The organism is Arthrobacter sp. NPDC056886, from assembly GCF_042788715.1.
Taxonomy (GTDB): domain Bacteria; phylum Actinomycetota; class Actinomycetes; order Actinomycetales; family Micrococcaceae; genus Arthrobacter.
This window is the reverse complement of sequence record NZ_JBHUBT010000013.1, coordinates 93,395-114,276: the sequence shown is the minus strand read 5'-3', so window position 1 is coordinate 114,276 and position 20,882 is coordinate 93,395. Positions and strand designations below refer to the sequence as shown.

Genomic DNA, 20,882 nt, shown 5'->3' with positions numbered 1-20,882 from the left:
CAAGGGGTACCGCTAAGCCTAGTATGCGGTCCCCCCAAGGTGTGTTCTGCGACACCTACTGGCCAGTAACTTTACGGTCAGGGCCGCCGTTCCGCCAGTCGTGGGTGCTGCGGACACCGCCGCTGCGTCATCCCGCTGCCTCATGCCGCAGCATCATGCCGCCGGGCCTCCGCGGCTGCGGCGGCCCCGGCGAATAGAATGAGGCACCATGCAGACACCAACACCCGGCCGGCAGCCCGGCCTGCGCGGCCGGACCGCGGCCTGGCGGAGCAGGACCCTGGGCGGAGCGGCGGCCGCCACCGCCGGGCACGACATCCGCTCACACCTGCGGCTGGGCCGCAAGGGCCTGGCGATCGGCGTCGACATCGGAGGCACGAAGGTTGCTGCCGGGGTGGTCGATGCCGAGGGCCGGATCCTCAGCCAGGCGAAACGCTCCACACCGGGCAATGACCCGCGCGCCGTGGAGCAGGTCATTGTCGAACTGGTCGAAGAACTGGGCGCAGGGCACCGGATCTGGTCGGTCGGAATCGGCGCCGCCGGCTGGATGGACCTCGACGGCGGCACGGTGCTGTTCAGCCCGCACCTGGCCTGGCGCAACGAACCGCTGCGGGAGAACCTGCAAAGGCTGCTGCGCCGCCCCGTCCTGCTGACCAACGACGCCGACGCCGCCGCCTGGGCGGAATGGCGCTTCGGCGCCGGGCAGGGACAGAGCCGCCTGGTGTGCATCACCCTGGGCACCGGGATCGGCGGAGCCATGGTGATGGACGGACGGGTGGAACGCGGCCGCTTCGGGGTGGCGGGGGAGTTCGGCCACCAGATCATCATGCCGGGCGGGCACCGCTGCGAGTGCGGCAACCGCGGCTGCTGGGAACAGTACGCCTCAGGCAACGCGCTCGGCCGTGAGGCCCGGGAACTGGCCGCCGCGAACTCTCCGGTTGCCCAGGAACTACTCAAGGCCGTGGACGGAGACGTAGGACGCATCACGGGCGTGATTGTGACCGAGCTGGCCAAGGCCGGCGACCAGACCTCCCGCGAACTTCTCGAGGACGTCGGGGAATGGCTGGGCCTTGGCCTGGCCAACCTCGCAGCGGCCCTGGACCCCGGAAAGTTCGTGATCGGCGGCGGATTGTGCGATGCCGGCGAGTTGCTGGTCGCGCCGGCCCGGAAGGCCTTCGCGCGGAACCTCACCGGCCGCGGGTTCCGGCCGGCAGCGGAGATCGAACTGGCGGCCCTGGGGCCCAACGCCGGACTGATCGGCGCCGCCGACCTCTCCCGGGTCAGCAGCCGCATGCACACGTAGCCTTACGACGTCACCAGCCCTGGAATAACCAGGCCTGAAATACGCGGCCCCGAAATAACCAGCGGAGTAGCCCGTGGACTGGATGGCCGGGTGGACTAGATGCGGGCCCCGTCGTCGTGCTCGTCCTTCTCGCCCGGCAGCTTCATGATCAGGAAGACTACCGCGGCCGCGAATGCGGCCACCATGCCAAGGATCGCTACCAGCGGGGCCGAACGCCAGAACATTGCCGAGAGCACCAGCGCAATCGGGCCGCCCACCGCGCCAATCCAGGCAAGGACGGTCATCGGATCTGCCCCTGCCAGACTCGGCGGCTCCTCCGGGACGAACGCGCCGTCGTCGTCGTCGTCGGTCTCGTAGTCGCGGGGGCCAGGTGCGGTGTCCGGGATCTCGTTGCTGCCCGCAGCCGGTTGCCCCGGGGCGGGGGCGAGCCGCTCCTTGGCGGAGAGCTCGATCGGCGCGGCGCCGGAGAGGCCCAGCGGGTCAAAATCGCGGAACGTCCTGCCCGGAAGGGAGTTGGCACCGAAGCCAGCGCCGGAGCCAGCGCCCGAGCCGGCTCCAGTGCTCCCGGCGGGGCCGCCAGTTGCCTCGTCACCGACTGCCCCGACCCCTTCAAGCCTGGCGACAAGGTCCAGCCAGACGGCCTCGTCATCGGACGGTGCGTCCGCGGCGGGGGAGCCCGGCTCCTTGGGCTGGGACTCCTGGGGCTGGGACTCCTGGGGCGGCGTGGCGTCCGAGTGCTCGGCAGCGCCAGCATTAGAAGCGGGGGGTCGGGCGTCGGCGGGGTCCTGGTCCGGGGTCTCGGGGTCCGGGAGGTCGGGATCTGGTTTAGTCATTGGCCGTGTCCTTCCGGCTGGCGCGGGCGGTGCCCGGACTGGCTGCGGATGCAACGGACCGGACAAATTCTGCCGTGCCACGGAAGATCTCGGGCGCGTCGTTGTCCATGGTAGCCACGTGGTAGCTGTTTTCCAGCCGGATCACCTCCAGCGGGGCGTTGGTCAGCCCGCGGCGCAGGGCCACCATGCTGGACTCGGACACCACATGGTCCACTGCCGAACGATACACCCGGACTGGTGCCGTGACGCGGGGCAGCAGCCGCACGGTGTCCTTGAACATCTTGTTGAGCTCGTGCGCGGCGGCCACCGGCGTGCGCGGGTAGGCGCCCTCATCCATGTCCGGTTTGAGGATGTCATTGGCAATCGCGGGGGTGCTCTTGAGGACGAACTTCAGGATGCCGGCCAGCGGGGCGCGGGGATCGTCGATGACCAGGCCGGGGTTGACCACCACAACCCCCGCCACGGGACGGGTGGCCGCAATCCGCAACGCCAGGGCACCGCCCATGGACAGCCCGGCCATCACCACGATGTCGCATTCTTCCGCAAGCTCCAGGTAGGCCGCGTCCAGGGACGCATGCCAGTCCCGCCAACGGGTCTTGGTCAGCTCCTGCCAGCTTGTTCCGTGGCCGGGCAGCAGCGGCAGCCGGACGGCGAACCCGGCACTGGCCAGGGACGACGCCCAGTCCCGTACACCGTGCGGGCTGCCCGTGAAGCCGTGGGACACCACCACGCCGGTCCGGGGGCCGGTTCCCGAGAACGGGCTGCTGAACGGCGAGTGGTCCGGGAGGATGCTCATGGGGTCTCCGAGGGGGCGGGGGGCGGCATGGTGGACCGTGTGTGGGTGGCGTGGGCGTGCTGAAGGAAGAAGCGGACTGATTCTTCAAAGAGTAGCGGCGCATCGGCGTCCATAGTGGCAACATGCCCGCTGCGCGGCAGCGGGATCACCGTGAGGTCCCGGGATCCGAGCCGCCTGCGCAGCAGCGCCAGGGACGACGGCGGGACCACCGCGTCGGTGCCGGACTTGAAGACCAGGGCCGGAGCCTGGACTGCCGGCAGATCCCGCAGGGTCGCGGAGAACAGCCGGCGCAGCTGGTCGACGGCGGCCAGCGGCGTCACGGAGTAGTCGCCGTCGTCGGTGGCGACTGCCGTGGAATTCTCCTCCTGAATCGGCATGGTGGTGCGCTGGAAGTACTTGAGCAGTCCCACGATCCTGACCCTGCGGTCATAGAAGCTCAGGCCGGGGTTGACTGCGGCCACTCCGGCCACGCTGTGGCGGGCTGCGGTGCGCAGCGCGATGGTGCCGCCCATGGACAGCCCCGCGACGTAGCAGTCCGTGGTCCGGGCGGCCAGTTCCAGATACGCCGTTTCAAAGCTCGCGTACCAGTCCTGCCAGCGCTGCCGGGCGAGGTCACGCCAGTGGGTGCCGTGACCGGGCAGGAGGGGCACCGAAACCGCGAAGCCCTGGTCGGCGAGGTGGCGGGCCCACGGCATGACGCTGTGCGGACTGCCCGTGAAGCCGTGGCAGATGGCCACGCCGGTCCGGGCATTGGGGCCGTGGCCGGGGTAGCTGAAAGCGGCGGGCGCCGGGGGAGTGCTGCTTTCAGTCATGAGCCCATCGTGTCACCCTTGGCGGCAAAACTCACTAGAGTAAGGTGTCCATTGAAGTCCTGGCCGGACCCGATTTGGACGGCCGGCCAGACGCCTTCCGGAGAGGTCGCCGAGTGTTTTATTGGTTCATGAAGACGTTTGTCCTGGGACCGGTGGTGAAGCTGCTGTTCCGGCCCTGGGTCAAGGGCCTCGACAACGTCCCGGCCCAGGGTGCCGCGATCCTGGCCTCGAACCACCTCTCCTTCTCGGATTCGATCTTTATGCCGCTCATGGTGCCGCGGCCGGTTGTCTTCCTGGCGAAATCCGAATACTTCACGGGTACCGGAATCAAGGGAAGGCTCACCGCGGCCTTCTTCCGGCTCACCAACCAACTCCCCATGGACAGGTCCGGGGGAGCCGCGTCCGCACAGTCCCTGAACGCTGGCATGCAGGTGCTCAGGAACGGCTCGCTCATGGGCATCTATCCCGAGGGAACTCGCAGCCCCGATTCCCGCCTGTACCGCGGCAAAGTGGGCGTCGCCCGCCTGGCGCTGCAGGCCCGTGTCCCGGTCATTCCGGTGGCGATGATCGGAACGGACAAAGTCCAGCCGATCGGCAAGCGCGTGCCCAATATCCGTCGCATCGGCATGATCTTTGGCGAACCGCTCGACTTCAGCCGCTACTACGGGATGGAGGATGACCGAATGGTCCAGCGTTCTGTGACGGACGAGATCATGTATGAACTCATGCGGCTGTCCGGTCAGGAATACGTGGACGAATACGCCGCCGTCGTGAAGCTCCGCCTGGCGGGCAAAGCGCAGGAAGCGGCACCGATCAAAGCCGCCGCGGACCCGGACGCCGGAGGGGACCCGACCGCCGGCACAACCGCCGGCACAACCCCCGACGAGACGCCCGACATATCCGGCGGAAACTCTCACAACCCTGGCGCATCGACGGCGGCCGCGGACGACGGCCCCGAGCTTCCCGGGACCGCCTGACTGGCGCCACGGGTGCCATATGACGGCAACGGAGCTGTCAATGACAGGCCGGGCCGCCGAACCTCGATGGGGCAACTATCCTTAGAGGGTGACCGAGCTATCTGAGAAACCAGTTTCCCCGCTGACCAGCACCGCCCAGAGCGGAGCCGCCAACTATCCCGGACTGGACAACTGGCGGGAGATCCCGGCCTCGCAGCAGCCCACATGGTCGGACCCGGCTGTGTTCGAGGCGTCCGTCAAGGAACTTTCCGTCCTTCCGCCCCTCGTGTTCGCCGGCGAAGTGGACATCCTTCGCGAACGGCTCGCCGCCGCCGCGCAGGGCAAGGCGTTCCTGCTCCAGGGCGGCGACTGCGCCGAGACCTTCGAAGCGGCGACCGCGGACAAGATCAGCGCCCGCGTCCGGACCATCCTGCAGATGGCCGTCGTCCTGACCTACGGTGCGGCCATGCCCGTCATCAAGATGGGCCGCATGGCTGGCCAGTTCGCCAAGCCCCGCTCCTCCAACGATGAAACGCGCGACGGCGTCACCTTGCCGGCCTACCGCGGCGACATCGTCAACGGCTACGACTTCACACCCGAGTCCCGCGCCCATGACGCCGGCCGGATGCTGAAGGCGTACCACACGTCCGCCTCGACCCTGAACCTGATCCGTGCCTTCACCCAGGGCGGCTTCGCGGACCTGCGCCTGGTGCACCAGTGGAATAAGGGCTTCACCGAAAACCCGGCCCACGCCCGCTACGAGTCCCTGGCACGGGACATCGACCGCGCCATCAAGTTCATGTCCTCCTGCGGCGCCGACTTCGAGGCACTCAAGCGCGTGGAGTTCTACGCCAGCCACGAGGCCCTGCTGCTGGACTACGAGCGCGCCCTGACCCGCATCGACTCCCGCACCGGGCTGCCCTATGACACCTCGGCGCACTTCCTGTGGATCGGGGAGCGCACCCGCGAGTTGGACCACGCCCACGTTGACTTCCTCTCCCGCGTCCGCAACCCGATCGGTGTGAAGCTCGGCCCGTCGACGAGCGGCGACGACGCCCTGCGCCTGATCGACAAGCTGGATCCGGACCGGGAGCCGGGCCGGCTCACCTTCATCACCCGGATGGGCGCCAGCAACATCCGCGAGAAGCTGCCGGCGATCGTCGAGCGCGTCACCGCCTCCGGGGCCCAGGTCCTGTGGGTCACCGATCCCATGCACGGCAACACGGTCACCTCGCCCAACGGCTACAAGACGCGCAACTTCGACGACGTCATCAACGAAGTGCGCGGATTCTTCGAAGTCCACCACGCGCTCGGCACCGTTCCCGGCGGACTGCACGTGGAAATGACGGGCGACGACGTCGCCGAATGCCTCGGCGGAGCCGACCCGATCGACCAGGAAGCGTTCCTCGACCGCTACGAATCGGTCTGCGATCCGCGGCTGAACCACATGCAGTCGCTCGAAATGGCGTTCCTGGTGGCCGGTGCCCTCGCCAAGCGCTGACCCGCTGCGCTAGCTCCTTAGTAAATAGCTCTGACAGAAAAGCTCCGCCCGGCTGATGCAGCGGGCGGAGCTTTTCTGCGGAGTGGGTCGGCAGCGAGCCGGGTACGGGTCAGAGGGTACGGTCAGACCACGGTCAGGGTGACAAGCGAGCCTTCGGGGACGCTCGTGTCCACCGGATACTGGTCGCGGACTGTTCCGAAGAAGCCTCCCAGGATCTCATCGACCTGGACTTTGAAGCCGAGCTCTTCGAGGGCTTGCTTGGCTTCCTTGGCCTGTTTCCCGATGAAGCTGGGGACCTCGACGAGCTTAGGGCCCTTCGAGATGGTCAGGGTGACGGTGCCGCCCCTGGTCAGGTTGCCGGAGGCCGGGTCCTGCGCCACCACGGCGCCCTTGGGTACATTCTTGTCATTGACCTGCTCCGGGGCGACTACCGCCTTCAGCCCGGCGCCTTGGAGCGCGTCGACGGCGGCACGCTGCTCCTGGCCCCGGACATCCGGGACCGGGATGGGCTGCGGGCCCTTCGACACAGTGAGGCCCACAGGCGTCCCGTGCCGCACCGGATTGCCGCTGCGCGGCGCCATCGCCAGGACGGTCCCGGCAGGCGCCTTCTCATCGAACGTCTCGGTAATGGGTCCCAAGGCCATCTGGGCGCCGTTGAGGGCGGCCTTGGCCTCGTCCAGGGTCTTGCCGGTCAGATCAGGCAACGGAAACAGCTGCGGACCCTTGGAAACAGCCAGGGACACCGGCTGGAACTTACGGATGACCTCCCCGGCCTTCGGCTCCGAGCCGACCACCAGGCCCGGTGAGACGTTGTCGTCGAAGACGTCCTTGACGATCGATTGGAACCCGGCGGTGCGGAGCAGGTCCTGGGCCTGGGCAACGGTCTTGTTCGCCACCGGGGGGACGGTTCCCGGCGAGCCCGGACCCATGCCGAAGAACCAGCCGGCGACGGCGGCGAGCAGTGCCGCGACCACGAGCAGGACGATCCACAGCAGCCCGCGGCGTCGCGGGTTTCCCTCGTGCAGGGTTTTGGTGGGCGTGGCCGCGGCGCGCTGGCGCGCCTTCTCCTCGTCCCGGTCCAGTTTCCGCTGGGCGCGCTTGCTGGGAGCAGCCGCGACTTCCGCCGGATCGTCGTCGTACCCGGCGGCGCCGTAGGCCGCCTCATCCGGAGTGGACAACGGTCCGTGGGCCGGACGCCGCGGCGCGCCGGACATCACGGTGGTCGGGTTGCCGCTGGTGCGGGAGATCGTCTCGGTAGGCGCGGCGAGGCTGCCGTACATCTCCGTGGGCATTTCGGTGGGCGGCGGCACGTAGGCTGTTTCTTGTGCGTCCCGCACGTCTCGCGCGTCCGACGCCGGGCCGGTAGCGCCGGGCGGCCGGCTTGGCGGGGCGGCCACGGCCGGCAGCGGGCTGCGGACGGCCGCCGGCGGCTGGAGGTCGAGTTCGGCGTCGCTGAGGTTGGTCCTGATGTGCCGGAGTTCGGACAACAGTGCGCTCCCGTCCACGGGGCGTTTGTCCGGGTCCCGGTCCGTGCACCACTGGACGAGTTCGTCGATCTCCGTGGCCAGCCCGGGCACCTGTCGGGAGGGAGCCTCCACGGTGGAATTGACGTGCTGGTAGGCCACCTGGATGGGCACGTCGCCGTCGAACGGCTGCCGGCCCGTGATCATTTCGTAGAGCATGATCCCCACCGAATAAATGTCGCTGCGGGCGTCCGCCTGTTTGCCCAGGACAAGTTCCGGGGAGATGTAGGCGACAGTCCCGATCAGGGCGCCGGTGCTCGTGGACGAGGAGATAGCGCGGGCCAGGCCGAAGTCGCCGAGCTTGATCCGCCCGTCGTCGGCGATCAGGACGTTTTCCGGCTTGATGTCCCGATGGATCATGCCGGCCGCGTGTGCGGCGCCGAGCCCTTCGACCACCGGGTCGATCAGCGCCAGAGCCAGCCGCGGTGACAGGGCGCCCTTGTCATTGAGGACGTCGCGGAGGGTGTGGCCCTTGATGAACTCCATGACCAGATAGGCGATCCGGCCGTCTTCGCCCTGGTCCAGGACTCCCACCACGTGGGGATGGGAGAGCCGCGCGGCAGCCTTGGCCTCGCGCCCCAGCCGGTCAAGGAACTGCGGGTCATCGGCCAGATGGGGATGCAGCACTTTCAGCGCGACATCGCGCTCAAGGCGCTGGTCAGTGGCAAGGTACACGGTGGACATCCCGCCGCGGGCAAGCCTGGATTGAACCTGGTAGCGGTTGTCCACCAGGTTCCCTACGAGAGCGTCCTGCACGTAATCTTGCACCTTACAATCGTAGTCGCTGGACAGAAACGGGCCCGAATCAACATGCGATCCGGGCCCGTAGCGTCAAGCTCCGCTGTGAAGGAGCCTGTGCTGGAGTCTGTGTTTAGCCGAACAGGCTGCGGTTGGCCTTGATGGCGGCGACGTACCCCTTGGTGTCCTCGAACATGCCATTCTGGCTCACCGAGTACTGACCCTGGTAGTAGCCGGCGATCGCATTGTCCAGATCGGGGCTTGTGCGGACCAACTGGCGGATGATCGCGACGCCTGCCGTGGCGTTGTCGTACGGATCCAGGAGGTTCAGCTTGCGGCCCACGAGATCGGAGGCCCACTGGCCGGAGGACGGGATGACCTGCATGGTGCCGATCGCATTGGCCGGTGACACGGCACGCTGGTCGAAGCCCGACTCCTGGTAGGCAAAGGCCAGGGCGAGGCTGGCGTCCACGCCCATGCGCCGTGCCGTGTCCGCCACGATCGACTTCATCTGCGCACGGCTGGGCACCGGCGAGGCGTTGAGGAGCGCCTTGTTCTGGTTGGCCGAGCTGACCACGGCGGCCGGGTAGCTGAAGCCGAGGAACGTGCTGGGCACGAGGGGCGTGGTGGCAGCAGGCTTGCTCGAGGCGGGTGCGATCGTCGACGCGCCGGGGATGACCAGCTTCTGGCCGGGGTAGATGATGCTCGACATCGTCAGCCGGTTGGCCGACAGGACGTCCGAGAGCCTGACGCCGTTGCGGGCCGCGATGCCGGAAAGGGTATCGCCGGCCTTGATGGTGTAGGAGCCCGAGCTGACCGGCGCGGGCGCTGACGCTGCGGGCTTGGTCGCAGGCTTGGTCGCGGCGGGAGCCGGGGTGCTGGATCCGCCGCCGACCTTGACCTTCTGGCCGGGATAGATCACGGAGCTCATGCCGAGCCCGTTCCACTTGAAGACCTCGGAAAGCCCAACGCCGTGCCGCGCGGCGATTCCGCCCAGCGTGTCGCCGGCCTTCACGACGTAGACGCGGCCAGCGCCTGAGGTAACAGGGGCTGACGTTGACTTGACCGGGGTGGCCGGTTTGGCTGCCGGGGCCGGCGTCGAGCCCGTGAGCTTGATCTTCTGCCCCGGGTAGATGATGGTGTTCGCCTGCAGGTTGTTCAGCTTCAGCACGGCGAAAGTATCCAGGCCGTAGCGGCCAGCAACGGCGCTGATGGTGTCGCCGCGGGCGATCGTGTAGACGGCGGGAACCGCGGACTTCGCCGGCCGCATGGCGCTTGGCAGCGACGCCGGGACGGAGGCGGCGGGGATCATTGCCGCCTTGAGGGACGTTGCCGCGTCTGCCTTGGCCTGGGCACGCATGGCGGCCGCGAGGGTTGCCGGGACCGAACGCACACGCGATTCGGCTGCGGCAGGCTGGGCAATCGCCAAGGAGGAAAGCATGACGGCAGGAAGCGCCGCCGTTGTGGCCGCTATTAGCGGCAGGCTGCGCCCCGGACGGAGCTGTGGCGAACGTGAGGTTGTCATTGGAAAGATCCTCTTCTCAGCGGCAACGCTGCGGTCAGGCCGGTAGAACTGGTGTTACCAGTGTGACAAAAGTTATTTCTGTTACAAATGTGATCTATGTGAATGTCTCATGAATTAGCAATTAGCACAAGAACTGTTTGACGTTCGCAAACCAGTCTCAGGCGGAGTGTCGGCCAAATACCGGTCGCCCCGGGGTCCCGTGCGAACCCGGGCGGCATTCCGGCGGGCGGGATGGGCCATGGCCTTCGGCCGTCATTTCTGCGACTGCCGACTAGGCGGCGGGGCACCCGCCGTGGCAATCTTTATCCGTGAGTAATGTAGAAAGCCTCGTGGGCGAATGGCTGCCCCTGCCCGATGTCGCACAGCTTCTGAACGTACCTATTACCAAGGTCCATGCACTCCTGGACGAACGTGCGCTGGCGGCCGTGAGAATTGGCGACCGGCGCATCCGGTCCGTGCCTGCGGCTTTCATTCAGGACGGCCATGCAGTGGAGAGCCTGAAGGGCACCATTGTGGTCCTTTCGGACGCCGGATACTCCGATGAGGAACTGATCAACTGGCTCTTTACCCCGGATGAGTCCCTCCGCGGCCGGCCGATCGACGCCCTTCGGGAAGGGCGCAAGACCGAAATCCGCCGCAGGGCGCAGTCACTGGCCTGGTAGGAGCACACTGGCAGCCTAGTGAGCCGGCAACATCATTAACCCGGCAACATAATTAGTAACCTGCCGTCACGGGCCGTGCACAGCGTAAGCCGCTGTGCACGGCCCGACCGCTTTTCCTGGCACCTTGGCCTGGCAGGGCCGGGCTAGGCGGCGCGGGAGACCGTGGCCTCTGCCAGCCTGCGGAGCGCGGTTTTGGGCAGGTCTTCAAGCGGCAGGAGGTCCAGGGCAGCGAAGGCCGCCTTGCCGAACTCCTCGATGAGTACTTCGGTGGCCTGGAGCGCACCGCAGCCCACGATGATCCGGCGGATCTCCTCGATGTCCGCGTCGCTGAGATCGGGGCTGCCCAGTTTGGCGTCGATATACTCTGATTCGGCCGGCGAGGCCTGGTCCAGGGCGAAAGCCACCAAGACTGTGCGCTTGCCCTCACGGAGATCGTCCCCGGCGGGTTTGCCCGTGGTGACGGGGTCGCCGAAAACGCCAAGGACATCGTCCCGCAGCTGGAACGCCTCACCGAGCGGCAGGGCAAAGGCGGAATAGCCGCGTAGCAGCTCATCACCGGCGCCGGCCAGGGCGCCGCCCAGGGCGAGCGGGTGTTCGGTGGAGTATTTGGCCGACTTGAACCGGATGATGGATTGGGCCCGGCTGACTGCCCCGGCGCGGTCCCGCCTGGGCCCGGCGACCTCTTCCAGGATGTCCAGGTACTGCCCGGCCATCACCTCGGCGCGCATGAGGTTGAAGATCAGCCGTGCCGGGCTGCCGGAGGCGGCGCGGTGCCCGATTTCCGTGAACGATTCCTCGCTGAAGGACAGGCAGAGATCCCCGGTCAGGATTGCTGCCGCGTGGCCGAACCGCTCGCTGTCCAGCGCCCAGCCCTGGGTCTCGTGCAGTTCAATGAACCGGCGGTGGACGCTGGGACCGCCCCGGCGGGTATCCGAGCGGTCAATGATGTCATCGTGGATCAGGGCCGCAGCCTGGAACAGCTCCAGGGCGGAGCCGGCCGTGACCACCTCGGTGGCGCCGGCCTCCCCGCCGGCGCCGCGCCAACCCCAGTAGCACATGAGCGCCCGGAGGCGCTTTCCGCCCGTGACCAGGTTTGAGATCGAGCCCATGAGCGGATCGATGTCCTGGGAGATCGAGGACATGACGGCCTGACGGCTGGTCAGGAACTCCGTGAGCTTGCCGGCGACGGCGGCCACGTAGTCCGTCTGCTCGAGCCTGAGCTGTTCCGCGAGACTCACTTGACGGACTCGGCAGCGACGTTCGCACCGATCGTGAACGTGGACACGCCTGTTGTCTGCATGACGGAGATGTTCACGGTTTCGTTATCCCCGCGCAGGAAGTCCTTGGAGGGCAGGGCGCCTACTGTTTCACCGGGCACGGGCTTGAAGCCCTGTGCCTGCAGGGCCTTGGTGTAAAAGGCCAAGGCATCCGCAGCAGGGGCACTGATACTGCCGACCAGCGCCACGGTTGCCGGCACGGTGGTCTTATCCAAGCTGCTGGACACCACTTTGGCTCCGGGCATGAGCGGCAGGAGTTTCTGCGGGAAGCCGGGAACCAGGGCGCCGACCGTCGCCGACGTGCCGGGCTCCGCGGAAGGGCTGGGGGGAGCCGTGGTGGAGGACTGCGCAGATGCGGCCGGGTTTGCCGCCGACGACGTCGCCAGGCTCTCGGAGCTGGCAGGCGTGCATGCGGCCAAGGCCAATAGCGTGCCCGCCGCCGCGATGGCCGCTGCGGCACGTTTGCGCTGTCCAAATACCTTCACAGAGACTTTCCTCCTGGTGTTGAAGCGGAATCAGCCTCCAGTTTAGTCAGTCCCCGGGCATAGGATTGAAGACGTGGGGCCGGACGCAGACAATCAGGAGCGAGTGCAGACGAATGTGCACCCTCCGGGGCTGTCGAATGCGCAGCCCCACATCCAGCCTTCCAGCCGCCTGAGTGGGGAATCCCTGCTGGACCTTCGGCGCACCAGCATCATGCACGTGGACATGGACGCGTTCTTTGTCTCGGTGGAGCTGCGCAGCCGTCCCGAGCTGAAGGGAAAGCCCGTGATTGTGGGCTACCCGGCGGACCGCTCCGTGGTGCTCTCGGCGTCCTACGAGGCCCGGGCATTTGGCGTCAGGTCAGCGATGCCCATGGTGGTGGCGGCACGAATGTGCCCCTCGGCTGTCATCATCGAACCCCGCCACAAGCTCTACTACGAAGTCTCCGGCCAGATCATGGAAATCTTTGGATCCATCACGGACCTGGTCGAGCCGCTCAGCGTGGACGAGGCATTTCTGGACGTCGGCGGAGCCATCCGGAGGCTCGGTCCGCCACGCGAAATTGGAGAATTGATCCGGGCCCGCGTCTTCCGGGAATTGGGCATCACGGCGTCCGTGGGCATTGCCGCCAGCAAGTTTGTGGCCAAGATCGCATCCACCCGGTGCAAGCCGGACGGGCTGCTACTGATCACGCCTGAGGAAACTGTCCCGTACCTGCACAGCCTTCCTGTCAGCGCGCTCTGGGGCGTCGGCGGCAAGACCGTCGAAGTGCTGGCCCGCAGGGGTATCCGGACAGTGGCGGACGTCGCCGCGTCGCCGCTGCCCTCGCTGCGGAAGCTGCTGGGCGCCTCGGGGGAGCATGTCTACCGGCTCTCTTGGGGCATCGATCCGCGGCCCGTGACGCCGGTCCGGCTGGAAAAGAGCATTGGAGCCGAGGAGACGTTCGCTACTGACACCGCGGATGACGCCCTACTGCACCGGGAGCTGCTTCGGCTTTCGCACCGGACAGCGGAGCGCCTCCGCGGCGCCGGCATGCACGCGCGCACCGTGGCGCTCAAACTGCGCTACGCGGACTTTTCCACCATCACCCGCAGCCGCACCGTCAGCACCCCGATCGACAGCGCCCAACTCCTATACGCCGTGGCCGTACAGCTCCTGGAATCCGTGGGAGAGAGGCCCATGACAGTCCGGCTCGTTGGCATCCGGGCCGAACAGCTGGAAGAGGCCGCCCACGCCCCGCTCCAGCTCAGCCTCGACCGCCGGGACGACAACTGGCGGGCCGCCGAACAAGCCCTCGATGCTGTCACCCGGAAATTCGGCAATAAGTCGGTTCTACCGGCGCGGCTCCTGGATCCCGGGGGACCCCTCGAATGAGCCTGGCGCAGGGATTCGCGGTGCCGCCACCGCAGGGGTTCCGGACAAGCGGTCCCGGGCATGGGACAGGGCCTTAAGACTGTCTTTCAGAACAGGCCGCAACAATCTATCCTTATTAATACCTAGGTTTAGGACTACTGGATCGACCGTTCGGGCGACCTGGGCAGCTCAGACCGGCGCGGGACTGTTGAGTGCCCCGTTCACCAAAGGCGGTGAGCGGGAACCACTTCGCAATCCCGGGCGTTAGGGGATAAGGGCAATGGCCACGTCACGCCCGGACGTTGGCAGACATGAGGAGGTCGTGATGCCGCTCTCGGAGCACGAACAGAAGTTGCTTGAGCAACTTGAGAAGCAGCTGCATGAGGACGACCCAAAGTTTGCAAGCCAGATGGGATCGGTCCCCGGACGCTCTTGGTCTACGCGCCATCTGGTCATGGGCGTGCTCGCGACGCTCGCGGGCGTGCTGCTGTTATTGGTCGGAGTGTCGACGCAAATCATCATCGTCGGCGTCGTGGGCTTTGTAGTAATGGGCGCCGGCGTCTATTTCGCCACCATGCGCAGTTCGGCTGTCGGCAAGGCCCGGGCAGCCGGCCGCAAACAAGGCAAACCCAGGAGCTCGTTCATGAGCAATCTTGAGCAGCGCTGGGACGAACGGCACGGGGGCGAATCCTGAACCGATCCGTGACGGCCCCTTAGGCCCTCCACTTCCCGCCACCGGTACGCCGGGGACGGCGCGAGACCCGCCTCGGCGGGTCTTTCGCCATTTAAAGCAGAAATTTTGCTGCGATCGGGACGCAAAAGGGTGTCGCCGTCGAATTGTTTCCGCCCTGGTGCCCGGTCCGGGCCGCGAATCCCGACGGCGAGTAAGGCAAGCAGGCAAAACCGCTCCACTTTCCCCCACCCGTCCTGTTTCCCTGCAAATGCTGGGAAGAAAGGGGATAAACATCCGCAAATTTGTCTAAACCTCCCGGGCGTGTCGTTGACTGTGGAGCGATGTGGAGTAATGTGGAGGACGTAAGAGGGTAGTGGCAGCACAGGGGACGTTGGACTTTCTAGAACAGACGGGCGGTGGGCCGTGTTTCTCGGCACACATTCGCCGCGTCTGGACGAAAAGGGTCGAATTATCCTCCCCGCGAAGTTCCGCGAGGAACTTGCCAGCGGGCTGGTTCTCACAAGGGGCCAGGAGCGTTGCATCTACGTCTTTAGTGAGGCTGAATTCGGCCGGGTTCACGAGCAGATGCGGGAGGCTCCAATTTCCTCCAAGCAGGCACGTGACTACATCCGTGTTTTCCTCTCTGGAGCCTCGGACGAGGTACCTGACAAGCAGGGGCGCGTGACGATTCCGCCGGCGCTCCGGGAGTACGCAGGTCTGGGCCGGGAACTCGCCGTCATTGGCGCAGGATCCCGCGCGGAGATCTGGGACGCCCAGGCTTGGAACGAGTACCTGGCCGAAAAGGAAACCGCCTTCTCGGAGACTGACGACGCTATTCCGGGGATTCTCTGAACCCCCGCTGATCCACAAGCAAACAACGTTCCTTGATCGAGATCTCCAGCCGCCCATCCGGTTGTTGTCCTGGCTCACTTCCCCGGAGCCAGGCCGGCGCTGGGTAGGCGCGGATGGGGATCTGGACCAAGGAACGTTGCGTAAGTGCCCCAACCACCCGCAGCCAGCAAACTCCCGCAACGAAAGGACGAAGGCATGACTGACCCCGACCCGGCGAAGCCTACGTCCGAACGCCATGTACCGGTCCTCAAGGACCGGTGCATCAATTTGTTGGCCCCTGGCCTCGAGGCTGCCCGGAGCCGCGGCGAGACCCCCGTGGTGATCGACGCGACGCTCGGCATGGGCGGACACTCCGAGGCTCTCCTCCAGCGCTTTCCCGACCTCCACCTAATCGGCATCGACCGCGACGAGGAAGCCCTGGCACTGGCGGGGGCGCGGCTGGCCCCCTTCGCGAACCGGACCGATCTCGTTCACGCCGTCTACGACGAAATCCCGGACGTTCTCGCGGACCTAGGCTTCACCGAAGTCCACGGTGTGCTAATGGACCTCGGCGTCTCGTCCCTCCAGCTGGACGAGCGGGAGCGCGGCTTCGCCTACTCCTTCGACGCGCCCCTGGACATGCGCATGGACACCAGCCGCGGCCAGACTGCCGCCGACGTCGTCAACAACTACAGCGAAGAAGAACTCGTCCGGATCATCCGGAAATGGGGCGAAGAGAAGTTCGCCGGCCGCATCGCGAACAGGATCGTGGCCGCGCGCGCCGAAAAGCCCTTCACCACCACCGGCGAACTCGTCGAACAGATCCGGTCCGTGGTGCCCGCCGGTGCCGCCAAGTCCGGCGGCCACCCCGCGAAACGCACTTTCCAGGCACTCCGGATCGAGGTCAACGAGGAACTGGACGTCCTGGAACGCGCCATCCCGGCAGCCATCGCGGCCATCGCCCTCGGCGGCCGCGTGGTGGTCATGTCCTACCACTCCCTGGAAGACAAGATCGTCAAGGGCTTCTTCCAAGCTGGATCGAAGTCCTCGGCCCCGCTCGGCTTCCCGGTGGAGCTCGAAGAACACAAGGCCGAACTCAAAACCCTGACGAAGGGCACTGAGGTACCTACCGCCGCTGAAATCGCCGAAAACCCCCGCGCAGCTTCCGCCCGGCTGCGCGCCGTCGAACGCATCAAAGCCAGGAGAGCCGCATGAGCACCGCCGCCGTCAACAGCTACCCCGTTGCCCAGGGCGCCACTGCCCGTGCCCTGCCAGGCCGCCCCGGCCGTGCCCCCGGCATTGAACCGACCCGGAAGGCGCGCACTCCGCTTTCTGTGGTCCGCTCGGTGCCCCGCAAACGCCGCGCACCATTCGTGGTCCTCTGCTTCGGACTCCTGGCGATTGCCCTCATGGCCGTCCTGGTCCTGAACATCTCCGTCTCCTCGGCCCAGTACCAGCTGGTCGAACTCCGCAGTCAACAGACCACCCTGACCAAGCAGAACCAGGACCTCACCCAGCAGGTCCAGAACTTCGACGCTCCGCAGAACCTCGCGGCCAAGGCCACGGAACTGGGCATGGTGGCTTCCCTCGCCAAGGGCCAGATCGACCTGTCCACCCTCAATGTCACCGGGAAGGCGAAGCCGGCCGTCAAGGGCGACGCCCCGGGCGCCGTCATCGCCGCACCGGCCCTCGCCGGAGCGCTCAACGTCGTCCCGCCGGCCACCGAGAATGAACCGCTCGCCCAGCGCAAATCGACAGAAGCAGACACCCAGCCGTCTGACACCAAACCGGCTGACACCAAGCCGGCCCCGGCACCTGCCGCCCCCGCGCCGCCCGCAGCTAAGGCCGTGGAGCTCCACGGCGGATCGGTGCCCGCCCCCGCACAGAAGACCCCCGGGCAGTAACGTTCACTGACCACCAGCAAGGCAAGCAGCAAGGACTCACCGTGGCGAAGAACTCCGGCAAGGCAAGCAAGGCGAAAGCCCCAAACGCCACCCGGCGGCTCCGCTGGGGACTCGGCATCATGCTGGCGCTCCTGCTGGTGGTCGGCGGCAAGCTGTTCATGGTCCAGGGCCTGGACATCGGAGGCATGGCCGAGGCCGCCCTCAATAACCGGCTCACGCCCATCGTGCTGCCAGCAGAGCGCGGCAGTATTCTCGATTCCTCCGGCACCGTCCTGGCCAGCAGCGTCATCCGCTATAACATCGTGGTGGACCAGACCGTCAACACCAAAACCGAATCCTTCCGCCGGCTCGAAACCATCAAGGGCAAAGACGAACTCGTCAAAGTCACCAGGGACCAGGGCATCTCCGAACTGGCCGGCGTGCTCGGCATGGACCGCGCCGCGCTGCGCGATGCCCTGACCGGGACCCAGCGCTACTACATCGTGGCCAAGGACTTGAAACCGGACGTCGAGGACCAGGTCTCCAAGCTGTCGATTCCGGGCATTGTCACTGTAGGCACCAGCAAGCGGGTCTATCCCAACGGCTCCGTGGCCGGCGGGATTGTCGGGTTCCTCAAGGACGGCACTACAGGCCAGGCCGGGCTCGAACAGACGCAGGACGAGATCCTCAAAGGAACCCCTGGCAAGCGGGTGTTCGAAATCGGGGCCGACGGACTGCGGATTCCCGTGGGCGTGGACGAGTTGACGCCGGCGATCAACGGCAAGGACATCAAGCTCACGCTGAATTCGGACCTGCAGTACTTTTCCCAGCAGGCGATCCAAAGTCAGAAGGACAAGCTCAGCGCCGAGTGGGGTGTGATTGTGGTTTCCGACGTCAAGACCGGCAACATCGTCGCCATGGCCGATACCGACTCCCCGGATCCGAACGACCCCGGCAAGGTTGCCGCCGAGGACCGCGGGGTGCGGGCCGTCACCGCCTCCTATGAGCCCGGCTCGGTGGAGAAGATGATTACGGCCGCCGCCGCGATCCAGGAAGGCAAGTCCAGCCCGCTGGACACCTTCACCGTTCCGCCGACCTACACCGTGGACGGGCAGACCTTCAGCGATGCGTTCGAACACGGCACCGAGCACCGGACTCTGGCCGGAATCGTGGGCTACTCCATGAACACCGGCACGGTCATGGTGGGCCAGCGCCTGAGCAAGGACCAGCGCCATGACTGGCTGCAGAAGTTCGGGATCGGCCAGGCCCCCGACATTGGGCTCCCGGCCCAGTCCAAGGGCATCCTGACCCCTGCCGACCAGTGGGATGGCCGCCAGCAGTACACCGTCCTCTTTGGCCAGGGCGTCGCCCAATCCACGCTGCAGACCGTCCGGGCGTACCAGAGCATCGCCAACGACGGCGTGATGCTCCAGCCGCGCCTGATCGACAGCTACATCAACCCGGACGGAACCGAGGACAAAGTCCCGGCCAAGGCGCCGCAGCAGATCGTTTCCAAGGAGACCGCCAAACAGGTGCGCGACATCCTGGAGAGCGCGGTAACGGAGGGTGAGATCAAGGAGGCCGCGATCGACGGGTACCGCGTGGGAGCCAAGACGGGCACCTCCGAATCCCCGTGCGACGACGGCAAATCCGGCTTCTGCGGCTACACCGCTTCGATCATTGGGATGGCGCCCATGGACAATCCGCGGTTTATTGTGGAGGTGGTCCTGCAACGGCCCAAGGGGTCTATCTTCGGAATCACCAACGGACCGGTGTTCCGTTCGGTGATGAGCCAGACGCTGCGCACATTCAACGTCCAGCCCTCCACCGGTGAACCCGTGCGGCTGCCGCAGTACGCCAAGTAGCGCCTGTTCCACCTGGCACCCGGAAGTTATCAGCGGGCGCCACTGCCCAGTGCCTGCGCGCCGGAGCATGTCTCCGTGCCAGTGCCAGATCCATTTAGTGCCCGATTCATCAGTGCTGATTCATGCAGTGCCCGATTCATTTAGTGCCCGATCCACTAGCACCACAACGGAGATCCACTTGTCAGAGCTCACCGACCCCGATGCTTCCGCGCCGTCCGGCCATGACTCCACCCCGGGCTTCCGGCCAACTGCGGTTGCCGCAGTGCCGCTGGCAGCCATCGGTGCTGAGATCGGCGTCGCCGTTCCCGGGGCATCCAGCTCCGTCCCGGTCACCGGGATCTCCCTGAACTCCCGCTCGGTCCGCCCGGGGGACCTCTACGTGGCCCTGCCGGGCGCCACACGGCACGGGGCCGACTTCGTGTCCCAGGCCGTCGACGCCGGCGCCGTGGCGGTCCTGACCGACGACGCCGGAGCGCGGCTGCTGGCCCTGGCCAATGACATCCCCGTCCCGGTGCTGCTGGCCGACGAGCCGCGCAGCGTGGTGGGCCGGCTGTCCGCACTCATCTACCAGAGCCGGCCCGACGGCGCCGGGGCACCTGCCCTCTTCGGCGTGACAGGCACCAACGGCAAGACCACCACCACGTACTTCATCAATGCCCTCCTTCGGGCGCTGGGCAAACGGACCGGGCTGATCGGGACGATTGAGATCCTGGCCGGCGGCGAGCCGATCCCGAGCCTGCTGACCACCCCCGAATCCACCGATGTGCACGCGCTGCTGGCGCTCATGCGCGAACGCGGGCTCGATGCCGCTTCCATGGAGGTTTCCTCGCACGCCGTGTCCTTCCACCGCGTGGATGCCGTGGTGTTCGACGTGGCCGGGTTCACCAACCTCACCCAGGACCATTTGGACCTGCACGGGACCATGGAGGAATACTTCCAGACCAAAGCCCGGCTGTTCACGCCGGAACGTGCCCGCGCCGCTGTGGTGACAGTTGACGATGCCTGGGGCCGGAAGCTCGCGGCCACCGCCGGGATCCCGGTGACAACCCTGGCGACGGCCACGGCCACGGCGACCGGCGCCGGGGAGGCTGAGGCTGCCTCGACAGGGGATGGGACCGCGGACTGGACCGCGGACTGGGCTGTGGTCCGGACTGCTCCGCGGGGCCTTGGCTCCGACTTCGTGCTCCGGCACCGCGGCGGCGCCGAGCTGCGCGTCCACACCGGCCTGCCGGGAAGCTTCAACGTCGCCAACGCCGCGCTGGCCACGGTAATGGTGCTCGCCGGCGGGCACGAACCTGCCGCCGTGCAGGCCGCCCTCGACGCCGCGGACCCCTTCACCGTCGCCGTGCCCGGCCGGATGCAGCTCGTGTCTACGGCCCCGGCTGCCGTGGTGGATTTCGCGCACAACCCCGACGCCTTGGAACGTGCCCTCGAGGCGGTCCGGTCCCCGGAACCCGGATCCAAGGTGATCATCGTTTTCGGCGCCACCGGACAGCGCGACCAGAGCAAGCGCCCCGCCATGGGCGCCATCGCGGCCCGGCTGGCGGACACCGTGATTGTCAGCGACGACGATCCCCACGACGAGGACGCGGCGGCCATCCGCGCGGACGTCCTCGCCGGTGCCCTGGCGGCCAAGGAGGACGAAGGCCTGGACTGCACGGTCCTGGAGGTTTTCCCGCGCGACGCCGCCATCGTAAAGGCCGTGGAGCTCGCCGGAGCAGGGGACACCATCCTGGTGGCCGGGCGCGGGCACGAGGTGTGGCAGGAAGTCAAGGGAGTGAACCTGGCACTCGATGATCGGGTGGAGCTTCGGAACGCCTTGACAGCACGGGGATTCACCGTTCTCGAAGACCACCGGATAGAGTCCTAAA

18 protein-coding genes are annotated in these 20,882 nt (G+C 66.8%); 11 read left to right on the top strand and 7 right to left on the bottom strand.

Translation table 11 applies throughout. From position 1 onward, the window contains the following. Positions 1-208: 208 nt before the first annotated feature. Positions 209-1,300: an ROK family glucokinase gene (locus ACFRJ8_RS20410; protein WP_377988189.1), complete on the top strand. Its 1,092-nt coding sequence runs from the start codon at positions 209-211 to the stop codon at positions 1,298-1,300. 95 nt (positions 1,301-1,395) lie between these two features. Here ACFRJ8_RS20410 and ACFRJ8_RS20405 read toward each other — a convergent pair whose 3' ends face one another. The 3 genes from ACFRJ8_RS20405 to ACFRJ8_RS20395 are packed head-to-tail and all read right to left on the bottom strand — an operon-like array spanning position 1,396 to position 3,741. After that, positions 1,396-2,133 (bottom strand): hypothetical protein, encoded by a 738-nt coding sequence (locus ACFRJ8_RS20405; protein ID WP_377988188.1) that lies wholly within the window; start codon positions 2,131-2,133, stop codon positions 1,396-1,398. Continuing rightward, on the bottom strand, positions 2,126-2,929 hold the full coding sequence (locus ACFRJ8_RS20400; protein ID WP_377988187.1) for an alpha/beta hydrolase: 804 nt from the start codon (positions 2,927-2,929) through the stop codon (positions 2,126-2,128). Before ACFRJ8_RS20400 ends, ACFRJ8_RS20405 begins: the two co-directional genes overlap by 8 nt. Continuing rightward, a complete protein-coding gene (locus ACFRJ8_RS20395; RefSeq protein ID WP_377988186.1) occupies positions 2,926-3,741 on the bottom strand; it encodes an alpha/beta hydrolase in 816 nt (271 codons plus the stop codon). The genes ACFRJ8_RS20400 and ACFRJ8_RS20395 overlap by 4 nt, the downstream gene beginning before the upstream one ends. 113 nt (positions 3,742-3,854) lie before the next feature. On the opposite strand from ACFRJ8_RS20395, the gene ACFRJ8_RS20390 reads away from it, so the two are divergent. Both ACFRJ8_RS20390 and ACFRJ8_RS20385 read left to right on the top strand, forming a co-directional pair. Further along, positions 3,855-4,718 carry a lysophospholipid acyltransferase family protein gene (locus ACFRJ8_RS20390; RefSeq protein ID WP_377988185.1) on the top strand — a complete coding sequence of 288 codons (864 nt, stop codon included), beginning with the start codon at positions 3,855-3,857 and terminating at the stop codon, positions 4,716-4,718. An 88-nt stretch (positions 4,719-4,806) separates the two neighbouring features. Continuing rightward, positions 4,807-6,198, top strand: a complete 1,392-nt coding sequence (locus ACFRJ8_RS20385; RefSeq protein ID WP_377988184.1) for a class II 3-deoxy-7-phosphoheptulonate synthase — start codon at positions 4,807-4,809, stop codon at positions 6,196-6,198. Between the two features lie 122 nt (positions 6,199-6,320). Here the strand turns inward: ACFRJ8_RS20385 and ACFRJ8_RS20380 are convergent, their stop codons facing one another. Beyond that, on the bottom strand, positions 6,321-8,489 hold the full coding sequence (locus tag ACFRJ8_RS20380; RefSeq protein WP_377988183.1) for a PASTA domain-containing protein: 2,169 nt from the start codon (positions 8,487-8,489) through the stop codon (positions 6,321-6,323). Positions 8,490-8,592: 103 nt separating this feature from the next. Next, positions 8,593-9,984 carry a LysM peptidoglycan-binding domain-containing protein gene (locus tag ACFRJ8_RS20375; RefSeq protein WP_377988182.1) on the bottom strand — a complete coding sequence of 464 codons (1,392 nt, stop codon included), beginning with the start codon at positions 9,982-9,984 and terminating at the stop codon, positions 8,593-8,595. Positions 9,985-10,292: 308 nt separating this feature from the next. Here ACFRJ8_RS20375 and ACFRJ8_RS20370 point away from each other — a divergent pair, with 308 nt between their 5' ends. After that, positions 10,293-10,646: an Rv2175c family DNA-binding protein gene (locus ACFRJ8_RS20370; RefSeq protein WP_377988181.1), complete on the top strand. Its 354-nt coding sequence runs from the start codon at positions 10,293-10,295 to the stop codon at positions 10,644-10,646. A gap of 143 nt (positions 10,647-10,789) precedes the next feature. Here the strand turns inward: ACFRJ8_RS20370 and ACFRJ8_RS20365 are convergent, their stop codons facing one another. Together ACFRJ8_RS20365 and ACFRJ8_RS20360 are read right to left on the bottom strand one after the other, a co-directional pair. Further along, positions 10,790-11,884 carry a polyprenyl synthetase family protein gene (locus ACFRJ8_RS20365; protein ID WP_377988180.1) on the bottom strand — a complete coding sequence of 365 codons (1,095 nt, stop codon included), beginning with the start codon at positions 11,882-11,884 and terminating at the stop codon, positions 10,790-10,792. Beyond that, on the bottom strand, positions 11,881-12,408 hold the full coding sequence (locus tag ACFRJ8_RS20360) for a hypothetical protein (RefSeq protein WP_377988179.1): 528 nt from the start codon (positions 12,406-12,408) through the stop codon (positions 11,881-11,883). Before ACFRJ8_RS20360 ends, ACFRJ8_RS20365 begins: the two co-directional genes overlap by 4 nt. Before the next feature lie 211 nt (positions 12,409-12,619). Here ACFRJ8_RS20360 and dinB point away from each other — a divergent pair, with 211 nt between their 5' ends. From dinB to ACFRJ8_RS20325, 7 genes are all read left to right on the top strand, one after another. Then, positions 12,620-13,780 carry a DNA polymerase IV gene (dinB, locus tag ACFRJ8_RS20355; RefSeq protein WP_377988227.1) on the top strand — a complete coding sequence of 387 codons (1,161 nt, stop codon included), beginning with the start codon at positions 12,620-12,622 and terminating at the stop codon, positions 13,778-13,780. 304 nt (positions 13,781-14,084) lie between these two features. Next, complete coding sequence (locus ACFRJ8_RS20350; RefSeq protein WP_277526946.1) at positions 14,085-14,453, top strand: DUF3040 domain-containing protein; 369 nt, start codon at positions 14,085-14,087, stop codon at positions 14,451-14,453. Between the two features lie 402 nt (positions 14,454-14,855). Further along, positions 14,856-15,284 carry a division/cell wall cluster transcriptional repressor MraZ gene (gene mraZ, locus ACFRJ8_RS20345; protein ID WP_028275887.1) on the top strand — a complete coding sequence of 143 codons (429 nt, stop codon included), beginning with the start codon at positions 14,856-14,858 and terminating at the stop codon, positions 15,282-15,284. A 195-nt stretch (positions 15,285-15,479) separates the two neighbouring features. Then, positions 15,480-16,478: a 16S rRNA (cytosine(1402)-N(4))-methyltransferase RsmH gene (gene rsmH, locus ACFRJ8_RS20340; protein WP_377988178.1), complete on the top strand. Its 999-nt coding sequence runs from the start codon at positions 15,480-15,482 to the stop codon at positions 16,476-16,478. Then, on the top strand, positions 16,475-17,167 hold the full coding sequence (locus ACFRJ8_RS20335; protein ID WP_377988177.1) for a hypothetical protein: 693 nt from the start codon (positions 16,475-16,477) through the stop codon (positions 17,165-17,167). Before rsmH ends, ACFRJ8_RS20335 begins: the two co-directional genes overlap by 4 nt. A 41-nt stretch (positions 17,168-17,208) precedes the next feature. Continuing rightward, positions 17,209-19,011: a peptidoglycan D,D-transpeptidase FtsI family protein gene (locus ACFRJ8_RS20330; RefSeq protein ID WP_377988176.1), complete on the top strand. Its 1,803-nt coding sequence runs from the start codon at positions 17,209-17,211 to the stop codon at positions 19,009-19,011. Positions 19,012-19,189: 178 nt separating this feature from the next. Next, positions 19,190-20,881, top strand: a complete 1,692-nt coding sequence (locus ACFRJ8_RS20325) for a UDP-N-acetylmuramoyl-L-alanyl-D-glutamate--2,6-diaminopimelate ligase (protein ID WP_377988175.1) — start codon at positions 19,190-19,192, stop codon at positions 20,879-20,881. The last annotated feature ends 1 nt before the right edge of the window (position 20,882 follow it).